General features: G+C 65.1%; 17 protein-coding genes. 9 read left to right on the top strand and 8 right to left on the bottom strand.

Going from position 1 to position 12,759, the window contains the following annotated elements:
* Window positions 1-191: 191 nt before the first annotated feature.
* Genes PMI40_RS23730 through PMI40_RS23720 form a run of 3 tightly spaced genes read left to right on the top strand, consistent with a single transcriptional unit; the run spans window position 192 to window position 760 of the window.
* Window positions 192-365: a hypothetical protein gene (locus tag PMI40_RS23730; protein ID WP_008113204.1), complete on the top strand. Its 174-nt coding sequence runs from the start codon at window positions 192-194 to the stop codon at window positions 363-365.
* A 31-nt stretch (window positions 366-396) separates the two neighbouring features.
* The gene (locus PMI40_RS23725) at window positions 397-567 is read left to right on the top strand and encodes a hypothetical protein (RefSeq protein WP_008113203.1); all 171 of its coding nucleotides are present in this window, start codon (window positions 397-399) and stop codon (window positions 565-567) included.
* Between the two features lie 43 nt (window positions 568-610).
* Window positions 611-760, top strand: a complete 150-nt coding sequence (locus PMI40_RS23720; RefSeq protein WP_008113202.1) for a hypothetical protein — start codon at window positions 611-613, stop codon at window positions 758-760.
* A 172-nt stretch (window positions 761-932) separates the two neighbouring features.
* Here the strand turns inward: PMI40_RS23720 and PMI40_RS06065 are convergent, their stop codons facing one another.
* Both PMI40_RS06065 and PMI40_RS06060 read right to left on the bottom strand, forming a co-directional pair.
* Window positions 933-1,643, bottom strand: a complete 711-nt coding sequence (locus PMI40_RS06065; protein WP_008113201.1) for a DUF1120 domain-containing protein — start codon at window positions 1,641-1,643, stop codon at window positions 933-935.
* A gap of 169 nt (window positions 1,644-1,812) precedes the next feature.
* Window positions 1,813-2,550: a DUF1120 domain-containing protein gene (locus PMI40_RS06060; protein ID WP_157221454.1), complete on the bottom strand. Its 738-nt coding sequence runs from the start codon at window positions 2,548-2,550 to the stop codon at window positions 1,813-1,815.
* Between the two features lie 234 nt (window positions 2,551-2,784).
* On the opposite strand from PMI40_RS06060, the gene PMI40_RS06055 reads away from it, so the two are divergent.
* On the top strand, window positions 2,785-3,900 hold the full coding sequence (locus PMI40_RS06055) for an alpha/beta fold hydrolase (protein ID WP_238540900.1): 1,116 nt from the start codon (window positions 2,785-2,787) through the stop codon (window positions 3,898-3,900).
* Window positions 3,901-3,912: 12 nt separating this feature from the next.
* Here PMI40_RS06055 and PMI40_RS06050 read toward each other — a convergent pair whose 3' ends face one another.
* The 3 genes from PMI40_RS06050 to PMI40_RS06040 all read right to left on the bottom strand — a co-directional run bounded on the left by PMI40_RS06050 (window position 3,913) and on the right by PMI40_RS06040 (window position 6,384).
* Entirely contained in the window at window positions 3,913-4,593 is a 681-nt protein-coding gene (locus PMI40_RS06050; RefSeq protein WP_008113197.1) for a DUF1120 domain-containing protein, read from the bottom strand.
* A gap of 120 nt (window positions 4,594-4,713) precedes the next feature.
* Window positions 4,714-5,133 carry a hypothetical protein gene (locus tag PMI40_RS06045; protein ID WP_008113196.1) on the bottom strand — a complete coding sequence of 140 codons (420 nt, stop codon included), beginning with the start codon at window positions 5,131-5,133 and terminating at the stop codon, window positions 4,714-4,716.
* Between the two features lie 72 nt (window positions 5,134-5,205).
* Window positions 5,206-6,384 (bottom strand): class I SAM-dependent methyltransferase, encoded by a 1,179-nt coding sequence (locus PMI40_RS06040; RefSeq protein WP_008113195.1) that lies wholly within the window; start codon window positions 6,382-6,384, stop codon window positions 5,206-5,208.
* Between the two features lie 219 nt (window positions 6,385-6,603).
* Between PMI40_RS06040 and PMI40_RS06035 the strand changes: the two genes are divergently transcribed.
* The gene (locus tag PMI40_RS06035; RefSeq protein ID WP_008113194.1) at window positions 6,604-6,906 is read left to right on the top strand and encodes a hypothetical protein; all 303 of its coding nucleotides are present in this window, start codon (window positions 6,604-6,606) and stop codon (window positions 6,904-6,906) included.
* Between the two features lie 105 nt (window positions 6,907-7,011).
* Here PMI40_RS06035 and PMI40_RS06030 read toward each other — a convergent pair whose 3' ends face one another.
* Genes PMI40_RS06030 through PMI40_RS06020 form a run of 3 tightly spaced genes read right to left on the bottom strand, consistent with a single transcriptional unit; the run spans window position 7,012 to window position 9,237 of the window.
* Window positions 7,012-7,890 (bottom strand): pirin family protein, encoded by an 879-nt coding sequence (locus tag PMI40_RS06030; protein WP_008113192.1) that lies wholly within the window; start codon window positions 7,888-7,890, stop codon window positions 7,012-7,014.
* A 37-nt stretch (window positions 7,891-7,927) separates the two neighbouring features.
* Window positions 7,928-8,794, bottom strand: coding sequence for a pirin family protein (locus PMI40_RS06025; RefSeq protein WP_008113190.1), 867 nt, complete (start codon window positions 8,792-8,794; stop codon window positions 7,928-7,930).
* 50 nt (window positions 8,795-8,844) lie between these two features.
* On the bottom strand, window positions 8,845-9,237 hold the full coding sequence (locus PMI40_RS06020) for a DoxX family protein (RefSeq protein WP_008113189.1): 393 nt from the start codon (window positions 9,235-9,237) through the stop codon (window positions 8,845-8,847).
* Window positions 9,238-9,425: 188 nt separating this feature from the next.
* Here PMI40_RS06020 and PMI40_RS06015 point away from each other — a divergent pair, with 188 nt between their 5' ends.
* The 4 genes from PMI40_RS06015 (at window position 9,426) to PMI40_RS06000 (ending at window position 12,574) form a co-directional block, all read left to right on the top strand.
* Window positions 9,426-10,343, top strand: coding sequence for a LysR family transcriptional regulator (locus PMI40_RS06015; protein ID WP_008113188.1), 918 nt, complete (start codon window positions 9,426-9,428; stop codon window positions 10,341-10,343).
* Between the two features lie 17 nt (window positions 10,344-10,360).
* Window positions 10,361-10,891 carry an isochorismatase family protein gene (locus PMI40_RS06010; protein WP_008113187.1) on the top strand — a complete coding sequence of 177 codons (531 nt, stop codon included), beginning with the start codon at window positions 10,361-10,363 and terminating at the stop codon, window positions 10,889-10,891.
* Window positions 10,892-11,032: 141 nt separating this feature from the next.
* Complete coding sequence (fnr, locus tag PMI40_RS06005; RefSeq protein ID WP_008113186.1) at window positions 11,033-11,800, top strand: fumarate/nitrate reduction transcriptional regulator Fnr; 768 nt, start codon at window positions 11,033-11,035, stop codon at window positions 11,798-11,800.
* A gap of 21 nt (window positions 11,801-11,821) precedes the next feature.
* Window positions 11,822-12,574, top strand: a complete 753-nt coding sequence (locus PMI40_RS06000; RefSeq protein WP_008113185.1) for a phosphatase PAP2 family protein — start codon at window positions 11,822-11,824, stop codon at window positions 12,572-12,574.
* Window positions 12,575-12,759 lie beyond the last annotated feature (185 nt).

Genomic DNA, 12,759 nt, shown 5'->3' with positions numbered 1-12,759 from the left:
GGACAGGGTCCGAAGAGCTTCGAATTTGCAATTGGCGCGCGCCGTGTACTTTAGAACGGGCGCGTGGGTCCCCTATGATCGCTTCGCTCCCGAGCGTTGCTTGCTTCGTTCGGCGGCAGCAGCAGATCGCCGACCGGTCGGTGATCTTCCCCGTCCGCATCTCTAGGACCAGTCCATTCAAAGGAGTCATCATGCAAGTCCTCTCCCCCTCGGAACGAAAACAGATCGGCGGCGCTACCTGCCTTTGCCCTTTCCCGGCGCTGGCGAAGTCGGAGATCGACATGCCGATGCCATCGTCCCGGCCCCGTGACGACCCGCGCGTCTTTGCCGACAGCGTGACGGCGCGCGAGCTGTGGCCGCTGTGACCCATTCCGATTTCTCTCGAAAGGAAAACGCATGCGCAAAGTAGATCACGACGAACTGCAGCACATCGACGGCGGCATGCTGCCGATCGCCATGGTGCCACTGCTGGCACTGGCGTTCGGACTGGGCCTGGGCACCGGCATGCTGGTGCGTGAAGCGAATTGCCCGCAACCGTCGCCACCACAAACGCCGCCGCCACGATAAGCTGGCCCGGCCGATTCATCGTTGCCCCCAACTGGAGAACCACATGCAACCCATCCAACGCAATACCATGCAACAGATCAGCGGCGGCAGAGCGGGTTTTGTCGAATGGCTGCGCCAGCTTTTCACGCCCGCTGTTCCAGACGAGCCGGATCGCTGGGTCCATGAAGAGCTCAATCACAACGCCCAATACTGAGCCCGCCTGACCGGCTCATGTGCAACGGGCCTGCAACATCGCAATCGATCGCAATGCGGCAGGCCCACGGCGCCACTGCGGCGCAGGACGCGCCTCATGCCCGGCGCTCGCTTTTGCCAGCCCCAGGCTGGCAGGCAGCAGACGCCAAAGGCCCTCGACCGGGCCCAACTTGTCACTGGTAATAGATGTCGATGCTGGCCAGGCCGTCCAGCGGTACCCGCCCCACAGGCAGGTCACCCCGCTGGTTGATGACGGGCTGCACGCCGAACACCCCGGAAATCAGCCGATAGATCCCGGGCGTGCGTTTGTTGCGATTGCCGTTGCCGGGGGTGCCGAACGAGAGCCGAGAGGTACCGTCCGACCAGAACGCCCCCGAATCGAACTTTCCCCATTTGTCGAGGTTGAAGAATTTGAAGATCAGGTCTACCGGCACCACCTTGCGTTGGGCGTCCTGGGCGCTGAGGTTTTCCGAAAAGACCCGCAACTTGTAGACCCCGATATTGACATCGCCGACGCTACCCAGGCCGAACCCATAGAGCTCCAGGCCTGGCAGCAGGCTGCGTACCGCCGTATGCGGCTTCATATCGCGCGCAGACAGATGAATCGTCATCGGGTCGTCGCAGCGGATGGTAAACGGAATCTGCTTTTCTTCCAGATGCAATGGCTTGTCGACTGGAATGCTCGACAGCGGAATCACGCCATAATTGGCCGTGCCCCCGTCGGCCAGGTCGATCGCGCAGGCGCCCGGCACGATTTCGCCGATGACCGCCAGCCTGGCACTGGTGACATGCTCGACGGCATTGATGGTCGGACACCATGCGCCGATGCATACCGTCAGCGCGATCCGGCGCCACAGCGCGCACAACGGCCGACGCGCAGGCATCGCGCAGGCGCGGTTACGATGTGGGCCGGAGGGACGGCGTTGGTGTGATGGACGGTGGGCTTTCACGATAGATTCCTCCTGGATGAGTGATGAGCGATTCGTGCCGCGATGCACGCAGCCTGGCCAACGCGCTTCTTGTGGCGCGCGCGGCGTCGGCAGGTCGCGGGGTCTACTTGTAGACGATCTCGATGGTGGCCAAGCCTGCCAGCGGGATATTGCCGTCCGGGAGCTGGCTGCGAAAGGTGATATAGGTTTCGATCTGGAACGCGCCGGTCACGCTGCGATAGGAACCGGGGACCAGTGTGCCCGGCTCGGCAAACGACTGGCGGCGTTCGCCGCTGGACCAGAAATAGGGACGCTCGGTGCGGACCCAGCTTGGCTGCCGAGCGTTGGCGCTGTCGCTGGCACTGGCGTGGAGGATATCGACTGCAGCGGTATGGCCGCTGGCATCCTGCCCGAAGAACGTCCCCGGCAAGGCCTGGATGCGGAATTGACCGATATTGGTGTCATTGACGCGACCCAGGCCGAAGGCAAAGTGGTCTTCCCCCGGAACCAGGCCCAATACGGCGGTACCCGGGTTTTCGTCGCGGGCACTCACCTTGATGGTCATCGGCCCCTTGCAGCCGACGGTGAATTGAATGTTGCGCACGGCCAGCCGGAACGGCTCGTCGTCGGTGATATCGGTCCGGGGAATGCGGCCGTAGTCGACCGTGCCATTGCTGGCCAGTTGCACCGTGCACGCCCCCGGGATCACGCTGCCGGTGACCTGGATGCGCGCGCTGGCGCCCGCCCTTGCGGCAGTGGGTGCAGCCGCTGCTGCCGACCCGGCCGACCCGGCCAGCATGGCCAGTACGCCAGGAAGAACCAGCGCGCACAAGCCCGAGGCTGCAATATACGATGCATGCAAGATGATACCCTCCGGTAGGTCAATGAATGCGCCTCCTGCGACACGGCGGCGGTCTGATCAATGGTCGGAGGTGAATTATCGATGGATGGCACATCGGGCAACATTCGAAAAAAGCTAGAATTGCGCTGCCGTTAGCAGTGGTTTTGAACAAACTCACACCGGATTGCCGGACCGCGTCAAGGCGGCACGTTGGCAAGCAACGCAGTGGCATCGCACCAGTCCTGGCGATACTGTATGCTGCCCGCTGACCACCCGGAAAACCCGATCATGCCGCCATTGCACAAGCACTTCCCCCCGCCCCACGCCCACCCGCCGCAGTCCGCTCGATGGCGGGTCGTTGCCGCCGGGGCAATGCTGTTGCTCGCATCCCTGGCATCGGTGGCGATAGCGCCGAACGCGCGTGCCGCCAATGACGGCCAGGCGCGACAGATCATCAGCCTCGGCCAAAACGCGCCTTACCAATTCGCGGTCTATGCCAACCAGGCGCTGCAAGCAGTGCCCAACCCGAGCCGCGCGGCAGTGGTCCTGCTGCATGGGGTCAAGCGCAACGCCGATGACTATTTCACGATCGGGCAGGCATTGCTGAAGGCGGCGGACATGCCGGCCGACACCCTGTTGCTGGCGCCCAACTTCATGACCCGGAACGACCGTGGCGCGTCCGATGCGATGCCGCTATGGGGTGGTGGTACCTGGATGCAGGGCGAACCGTCCGAGAACGGGATAGCGGGCCTGAGTTCGTTCGACGCGCTCGACGACATCGTGCGCTACCTGGCCGACCGCCAGCGCTTTCCGCAACTGCGGCAGATCGTGCTGGTCGGCCATTCGGCCGGTGCGCAGCTGATGCAGCGCTACGCCGTCATGAACCGGCTCGACGACCTCACGGGCGCGGTCGGCATCCATGTTCGGTATGTGATTTCCAGCCCGTCGTCCTACCTGTATTTCGATGCCATGCGGCCCGTTGGCGATGGATTCGCCCAGCCTGCGACCGATCAGTGCCCCGGCTATGACAATTACCGCTATGGCATCGGCGAGCCCCCTGCCTACCTGAAGCGGCAGGCACTCGACGGCCGCCGATTGTTCCAGCGCTACGCCGCGCGCGACATCATCTACCTGGTCGGTGCGCGCGACGACGATCCCAACCATCGCTATCTCGATCGCGCCTGCGGCGCGGCTTTACAGGGGCAGACCCGGGTCGAGCGGCAGCGCAATTTTGTGCGCTACGAACAGTTCCTGGCCGCGCGCTGGAACGTGCCGCTGCAGCACCCGCAATTCCAGGTCGAGGGCGCCGCGCACGAGGCCGGGAGGCTGTTTCGCTCACCGGCCACGGCGCACCGGATGCTGGGGCAATAACCCACCCCGCCGTCAGTTGTAATACAGCTCCAGCACCACACTGCCGGCCAGTTCAAGCCGCTGCCCGCCCGGCAGCTCGGGACGCTTGTTGATCCAGGTCTCGATGGCGGCCTCGCCAGATACCGTCACATAGGCTCCCGGCGTGGTGCTGCCGCGCGGCGCGAACGACATCTTGGTACTGCCGTTACCGCGAAAATGCCCGCCGCCCACCGCATTCCAGACGTTGTCGGAAAAGGCATAGAGCACGGTCAGGTCATCGGCCGCGCGAGAGGCGGCCCGGTAGCCCTTGAAGCTGTTGGGCAACAACGACAGCTTGAAGCCACCGAGCTTCTTGCCGGCCACCTCGCCCAACCCGAACAGGTAGGTTTCTTCGGCCGGGCTGAGCATGCCGCTGGCCGCCGTTCCCAGCCGCTCGTCACGCACCTTCAGCAGCATGTGGGCCGGGTCGGAACAGTTCAAGGTAATCGGAAAGGTCTTGCGCGCCAGGTGCAGCGGCTTGTCGGTGGGTACGGCCAGCAGCGAGATACCGCCGTATTCGATGATGCCGCCCTGTTCGAGCACGATGCTGCAGGCCGGCGGAATGATCGCGCCCTTGACCTCGAGCCGCGCGGTGGCCACGCGCTCGGCGGCACCCGGGACCGGAAGCAGGCATGCCGCCAGGGCAGCCGCCATGGAGTTGGTAAATCGCCGCAAGATAATTTCTCCTCACCCGTGATGGTCAAATCGCAACACTGCAAAAACGGGAGGAATTATCGAGCCAGAACTGCGGTCGAGACACCGCAAAATTACCAGATTTTGGTCATTGAGCCGCGACTACTTCCACTCAAGGATCGCATTGCGACGGTCCAGCCAATGCACCTTGACACTGCCCGGCGCCACCTTGCGCGCGGCACAGGCGCTGGCGGCCAGCGCGAAGCTTGCATCGTAGAAGCGGCCCGAGGCCGACGAGCGCAACGCCGTCTGCGGCGCATTGCGGGCAATCCAGTCGGCGGCGTTGGTGCGCAGCGCGATCATGCAGCCACTGCCGCTGGCCTCGGCCACCTGGCAGGCGCAGGTGTTGCCCGAGGTCGTGATCGGTTCGGCCGGCGCTGCCGGACGTCCCGACACATCGGGGATAGGCACGGGTACCGGCACCGGCCTTGCCTGGTGCGATCCGTAGTTGCCGCCGAGGTCGCGCGTAGTGACGCCTTGCGCCTGGCTTGGCGCTGCGACCGCGATGAGCGCGGCCAGCATGGCGTGGCGGGCGATGGAAGGTAGCCAATGGGCGGGCACGCTGGTCTCCGGTTGTGATGATGGACGGGCCGTTCAGGCTGCGACCCTGAGCCGCCACAGGCTGGTGACTTCCTTGCTGCGCGCTGCATGCAGCGGGTCGCTGGCGTCGCTGGCCTTGCCATGGCGCGGCCGGATGTCGCTGCGGCCGAGCACCACCAGGCCGGCCGCTGTGATGGCATCGGCTAGCATGCCCGGGGCCCGCAAGCCAAGATGCTCGGCAAAGTCGGACATGATCAGCCACGCCTGCCCATCTTCGCTCAGGTGCTGCGGCAATCCGGCCAGGAAACCCAACAGCATGCGGTGTTCGAAATCGTAGACGGCGTGCTCGACCGGAGACGCCGGGCGAGCCGGCAGCCAGGGCGGATTGCACACGATCAGCGGCGCGCGTCCCGCAGGAAACAGGTCGGCCTGCTGCAGCTCGACCTGCTTTGCCAGACCCAGCGACTTGAGGTTGGCGGCGGCGCAGTGCAGCGCGCGCGGATCGTTGTCGGTGGCCACCACGCGCCGCACGCCACGGCGCGCCAGCACGGCCGACAACACGCCGGTCCCCACACCGATATCGAAGGCCAACTCGGTAGACGGCAGCGGCGCCTGTGCCACCAGGTCGACATATTCGCCTCGCACCGGCGAGAACACCCCGTAGTGCGGATGGATACGCCCGCCCAGGGCGCCAACCTCGACTCCCTTGCGCCGCCATTCATGGGCGCCGATCAGGCCCTGCAATTCACGCAACGACACGGCAAAAGCGTGTGGCTCGAGCGCGGCGCCGTAGGCTTCACGGCAAGCGGCGACGACATCCGGCGCGCGCCGCAGCGGCACCACGAAGCCGGGATCGACGGGAATGATCAGCATGCCCAGGATGCGCGCGCGCTGCGCCTGCATCTGGCGCTGCTGGTGGAACGCCTGGCCAGGCTGGGCGGCGGCCGGGGCGGCGGCTTTCTTGGTGTGGCTGCGTTCGCGGGCGCGGTCCACGCGCCTGGCCAGCGCCTGCAGCAACATGCGGGCATTCTGGAAGTCGCCGCGCCACAGCAGTGCCGTGCCTTCGCAGGCGAGCCGGTAGGCGGTATCGGCTGCCATCTGGTCGTCGGCGTGGCATACCTTGCGTGGCGCGGCATTGCCGGCTTCCGAATGCCAGCGCAGCGTATGGAACACGCCATCTGCCTCCCACTGGATCTGGGATGTGTCGGAAATGGCGGCGGGTTCTGGGGTCATGAATCGATCTGGGTACCGTGCCCGCGGCGAACTGCCACGAGCCAACAGCCGCCAGTGTAGCAAACAGGTTGCGCCGGTGAACTTCCCAAGTCGACAAGAACCGAAGCAAGGTGTGCACCATGGCTGATGCACTTGTCACGATGACGATGATCCAGCACAAGGCGCAATCGTCCGCGGTGCGGCTATGATGAGACCAGATTCCACCACCCAGGAGACCCCATGACCGACACTTCGCTGCCATCCACGGCCCTAGATCGCCAGAACCTGCTGCTCAAGCTCGCCGAGTTCGAAGCCGAACTGGACCGGCTGCCACCGGACGGCCCCGAGGCGCGCCGGCTGCGCGACGACGTCGCCCGCCTCAAGCAGCACCTGACCGATCCGACGCCCGAACCGGGCGGCTTGCGCGATGCCTGGCAATCGCTGCGGGAATCGGCACAGCGGACCGCCGACAACGTCGAAAACCAGGTGTTGCGCGATAGTCCGGCCATCGCCGAGATCGGCCGCATCATCGGCCTGCTGTGATGATACGGCGCGGCGACATGCAGGTCGTCGCCGGCGCCGATCTTTGCCATCAAGACGGTGCCACCCGCGGCACGCCGTCTTCTGCCAGGCCAGCGGCCTTGCCCTTCACCGTGCCGGCAGCGGGATCCATTCGGTTTCGCCGGGGATATCGCCGAACACCGTCTTGTCGCGCGCGGTCCAGGCCAGCTTGGCGGCCTCGATCTTGTGCTTGGAGGTCGACACGAAGTTCCACCACACGAAGCGCGGCTCGGGCAATGGTTCGCCACCCAGCAACATGAACACGGCGTCGCTGCCGACCGTCACCTTCACGCTGGTACCGGACGCCAGGATGGCCAGGGTGCCGGCCTCGACGGCCTGGCCGTCCACCACCAATGCGCCCTTGACCACATAGAGCGCCCGTTCGCTGACTTCAGGCGGCACCGTCAGGGCTGCCCCGGCCGGTGCCGTGGCGGCCACATACAAGGTGGGGCTGGCGGCACGCACCGGCGAACTCACGCCGAAGGCCGAGCCGATCAGCACGTGCAGCCGGGCGCCGTCCACCTCGGCCGTGGGCATGTCGTCGGCGGCGTAATGGGCAAAGCAAGCATCGCCGTCCTCGTCGGCCGCCGGCAGCGCCACCCACATCTGCAACCCGTGCACCGGCACCTTCTGCTGGCGGATGTCGTCAGGCACCCGTTCCGAATGCACGATGCCACGCCCGGCGGCCATCCAGTTCACTGCCCCCGGCGTGATGCGCTGGACCACGCCCAGGCTGTCGCGATGCATCATGGCGCCGGAAAACAGATAGGTCACGGTGGCCAGGCCGATATGCGGGTGCGGACGCACGTCGCCTTCGGTGGTGCCGGCGTCGAATTCGACCGGACCCATGTGATCGAAGAAAACGAAGGGTCCCACGGTACGGGCTGCCGCCGATGGCAACAGCCGGCGCACCGGAAAACCGATATCGCGCGTAAGACCATGAATCATGTGGACGATGCTGCTCATGCTTGCTCCCTGCTTGCTTGTCATTGGCTGGCCCGGTTCACAGACGGCCGGCGCGGAAATCGTCGATGGCCTGCTCGACCTGTTCACGGGTGTTCATCACGAACGGCCCCCACTGCGCAATCGGCTCACCCAGGGGTTTACCGGCGATCAGCAGGAAGCGGCTGGCCGCCGTGGCCGTGACCGTCACCCCGGCGGCGTCTGCCACATTGCTCAACACGGCCATGCGACCGGCCTCGACGACGCGCGGCGGCTCCCCCTCGGGCCCCACTCCCAGTCCGCCCTCATAGACATACAGGAAAGCGTTGTGGCTGGCCGGAATCGGCAGCGCCAGCGTGGTTCCGGCTGCCAGCGCAATGTCCAGGTACAGCGGCTCGGTGGTAGCGCGCTCGATGGCGCCGACGATCCCGAACGCCTGCCCTGCCAGTACCCGTACCGTCACGCCCGGCTGCGGCTGCACCTGCGGGATGCCGGCCGCGGGGATATCACTGTAGCCGGGCTCGATCATCTTGTCCTTGGCGGCCAGGTTGACCCACAGCTGGAAGCCGCTCATCAGGCCGTCTTCCTGTTCGGGCAACTCCGAATGCACCAGGCCGCGACCGGCGGTCATCCACTGCATGCCGCCCGGCTCCAGCAAGCCTTCGTTGCCGGCGTTGTCGCGATGACGCATACGCCCGGCCAGCATGTAGGTTACGGTCTCGAAGCCGCGATGCGGGTGATCGGGAAACCCGGCCAGGTAATCGCTGGGCTCGTCCGAGTCAAACGCGTCGAGCATCAGGAACGGGTCCAGCCGGCGCTGCAAGTCATTGGTCAGCACGCGGGTCAGGCTCACGCCAGCGCCGTCCTGGGTGGGGATGCCCTTGACCAGGCGCTCGACCTGGCGGGTGAAATGTCGGGTAGTGCTCATGGTGTTCTCCTGGCATGGCGGGCAGGGCTTGCGCCCTGCCCGGCCGTGGTTCAACGACGTTCCGGCGCGGCTTCCTGGTCGATCGAGGACACCAGCAGCAAGGCGCCGATGATCGAGACATTCTTCAGGAAGTGGGTCAGCTGGGCCTGGGCGGCGGCACCTTCGAGGTTCCAGAAATGGTGCGCCGACACGGTGGCGCCGACGGTAAAGACTGCAATGACCAGCGCCACCGGCTTGACCCCGCGACCGGTCATCAGCAGCAGGCCGCCACCGACCTCGACGGCGATGGTGACCAGCACGGCCAGGGTCGGCACCGGCAGCCCGAGACCGGTGAAGTAGGCCACGGTGCCGGCGAAGCCCATGATCTTGAAGATGCCCGAAATGACGAACAGCGATGCCAGCAGGATGCGGCCGATGCGGTAGACGTTGAAGTTGGTGATCATGATAGGTTCTCTTTCGTTTCAGGTTGAATGCAAGAATGTTCCTTCGGGTACGGCGTGACTGCAATGTTCTGCTGGCTGCCCGTGGTGGTTCGCCGGAGCCAGTGACGAGAGGATAGGCAAGATCGGGCCGACAAAAAACAGATTATCTTTATATAATCCATATCTAATTATTAGATAGTGTTGCCTCCATGAATATCGAGCGGCTGTCGTTGGACCAATTACGCGTATTTGCCCAGGTTGCCGACAGCGGCAGCTTCCTGGCCGCCGCCAAGGCCTTGTCGCGGGCGCAATCGGCGGTCAGCTACGCCATTGCCACGCTGGAAGGACAGCTCGACGTGCCCTTGTTCGACCGCAGCGGCTATCGCCCGCGCCTTACCGACGCCGGCCTGGCGTTGCTGGCCGACGCCCGGCAGGTGCTGGACCATGTCGATGCCCTGCAGGTCAGGGCCAATTCCCATGCCCGCGGGCAAGAGCTGGAGGTGGCGCTGGCAGTGGACGTGTTCTTCCCCACCGAATGCCTGGTGCACCTGCTGCGGCGCTTTCGCGATGCCTTCCCCGCCGTGACGGTCAGGCTCGAGATCGAAGCGCTCGGCGCGGTCGCCGAGCGGGTGCTCGACGGGCGCGCCATGCTGGGCATCCTGGGCACCTTGCCCACCACGCCGCCCAACCTGCTGCGCATCATGCTGCCCAGTGTGCGGGTCGTGGCCGTGGTGGCGCCCACGCACGCGCTGGCCCAGGTCCAGGGCCGTGTGTCGGACCGCCTGCTGTCGCAGCAGACTCAACTGGTGCTGAGCGACCGCAGCGAGTTGACCGCACGCCAGGATTTTTCGGTACATTCACGGCTGACCTGGCGCATGAGCGACCTCGGCACCAAGCACGCGTTGCTGCGTGCCGGCATGGGCTGGGGCAACATGCCGCTGCATGTGGTGCGCGACGATCTGGCCGCCGGCCGCCTGGTCAGCATCGCCACCTCGCATCATCCGCCGCAAGGCTCGGACCTGCCGGTGCAATGCGTCTACAAGCCCGACCATCGGGCCGGACCAGCGCTGTCATGGTGGCTCGATACGCTGGCGCAGATGGAAACGCTGGCCGTCCCCATGGCTTGACCCTTGAAAGGCATCGCATGCTCATCCACGCCAACCAATCCGCCCTGGTCCTGATCGACCTGCAGCAGAAACTGCTGCCGGCCCTCCACCAACATGAAGCGGTGCTGGCGCACAGCGTGCGCATGGCCGCCATCGCCGGCCTGCTGGGTTTGCCGGTGATCGGCACCGAACAGATGCCCGACAAGCTTGGCCCCAATCATCCGGAGGTGCGCCGCCTGTGCGACAAGACGTTATCCAAGGCACATTTCGACGCTTGCGCCGACGGCTTGCCGGCAGCGCTGCCGGGGGCCGTGAAACAGATCGTCATCGGTGGCTGCGAAGCACATATCTGCCTGCTGCAGACTGCGCTATCGCTGATTGCCCGCGGCTACCAGGTATTCGTGCTGCTGGACTGCTGCAGTTCGCGCAGCGCGCTCGACCGCGACGCGGCCTTCGAACGCCTGCGACAAGCCGGGGCCATCGGGGTAACGGTGGAAATGGTGGCCTATGAGTGGCTGCGCGATAGCCGCCACCCGCTGTTTCGCGACATATTGAAACTCGTCAAGTAAGCTGCGCGTCACAGATGAAAGTTTCATTGCTGGCCCCTGGGTGGTCACCATGTCAGCCGAATTGTGGTACAAACGAAACAAAATCAGACATTTTGCGCACCGTTGATTGCATCACGGCAGAAAAAGGAAAAACCCCTCTCCATGTCCAGCCCCTTGCCCATCGCCTCTTCCCGCCCGCCGCCGGCCGTCAACCTGCAGGCGCTGCGCGCCAGTTGCTCGGCCTGCAGCATGCACCAGCTGTGCTTGCCGATGGGGCTGGACCAGGGCGACATGCAACGCCTGGAGCAAGTCATCAGCCGGCGCCGCCGGGTCAAGCGCGACGAGACACTGTATCGCTTCAATGACGGCTTCGACATGCTGTATGCGATCCGGCTGGGGCACTTCAAGACTTTCCAGCGCAATGCCAGCGGTGGCGAACAGATCACCGGCTTCCAGATGGCCGGCGAATTGCTGGGCATGGATGCCATCGGCGCCGGCCATCATCTGTGCGATGCGGTGGCGCTGGAGGACAGCGAAGTATGCGAGATTCCGTTCTCGCGCCTGGAAGACCTGTTCGGCGAGATGCCCACCCTGCTGCGCCAGTTCCATCGCATGATGAGCCTGGAGATCTCGCGCGAGCAGCGGGTCATGCTGACCCTGGGCAGCATGAGCGCGCAGCAGAAGATGGCCGCCTTCCTGCTCAACCTGTCGAGCCGCTATCTCAGCCGTGGCTATTCGTCGACCCGCTTCCAGCTGCGCATGACCCGCGAGGAGATCGGCAACTACCTCGGCCTGGCGGTCGAGAGCGTCAGCCGCTTGTTGTCCGCGCTCAAGAAGACCGGCGTGATCGAGGTCAGCCATCGCGACATCGAACTGCTCGACCTGCCGGCGCTGCGTGCCATCGCACTGGGCAACGATCCCTGCGCCTGAACCGCTGGTCGACGCTGCATCATGCAAGAACCCTCCACCGTGCGTTCCCGTTTTCTGCAACGACGCCTGGCGCGCGACCATCATCTGGGCCTGCCGTTGACTACCGGCATCCTGGCGGTGCTGGCCCTGGCCGCGCTGTTTGCGCTGATCGCCTATGAAGTACACACCGGCGGCGCCCTCACGCGCGCCGACCAGGGCCTGGCCGACTGGTTCAACGCCCACGCCTTTTCGCCGCTGACCGAACTGGTGCTGGGTTACACCCACCTGCACGGCACCATCGGCGTGCTGGCCATGGGTGCCTTGCTGCTGTGGCACCTGCTGCGCCGCCGACGCTACGCCTGGGCGCTCAACATGCTGCTGGTGCTGCCGGGCGGGATGCTGTTCAATTTTGGCTTGAAATTCGTGTTCGCGCGGCTGCGACCGCAATTTGCCGACCCGATCCTGATCTTGCACAGCTACAGTTTCCCTAGCGGTCACACCATTGGTGCCACGCTGCTCTATGCGGTCGCTGCGGCCTACCTGGTCAACCAGCCAGCCATGATGGCGGCGCTGGCGGCACGGCTGGGATGGCGCGTGGGTACGGCCGCTGCCGGCGTGATCGGACTGGCGGCGCTGCTGGTGGCCCTGACCGCACTGAGCCGGGTGTACCTGGGAGCGCACTTCCTGTCGGACGTGCTGGGGGCGATATTGCTGGGCACGGCCTGGTTCGCGCTATGGACCACGGCGGTTTTTACCTGGCAACGGCACTATTGCCAGCCGTCGCGCTCCAACTGATTTTCACGCAAGTCCAAATCGCAGCGCATGACAAAAAACCAGAACCCCGAACGCTTCGCCCCGACCACCTTGCCCGCCAGCAACCGCCCCGATGTGGTTGCCATCATCAATGCCCGCGCCGGCGGCGGCCACGCCCAGCAGCTGGCCCGGCATGTTACCGAGCAGTTCGCCAGCCACGGCTTTTT

The organism is Herbaspirillum sp. YR522, from assembly GCF_000282575.1.
GTDB lineage: Bacteria > Pseudomonadota > Gammaproteobacteria > Burkholderiales > Burkholderiaceae_D > Herbaspirillum.
Note: the sequence above shows the minus strand (reverse complement) of the source record. Positions and strands in the feature narration are given on the sequence as shown.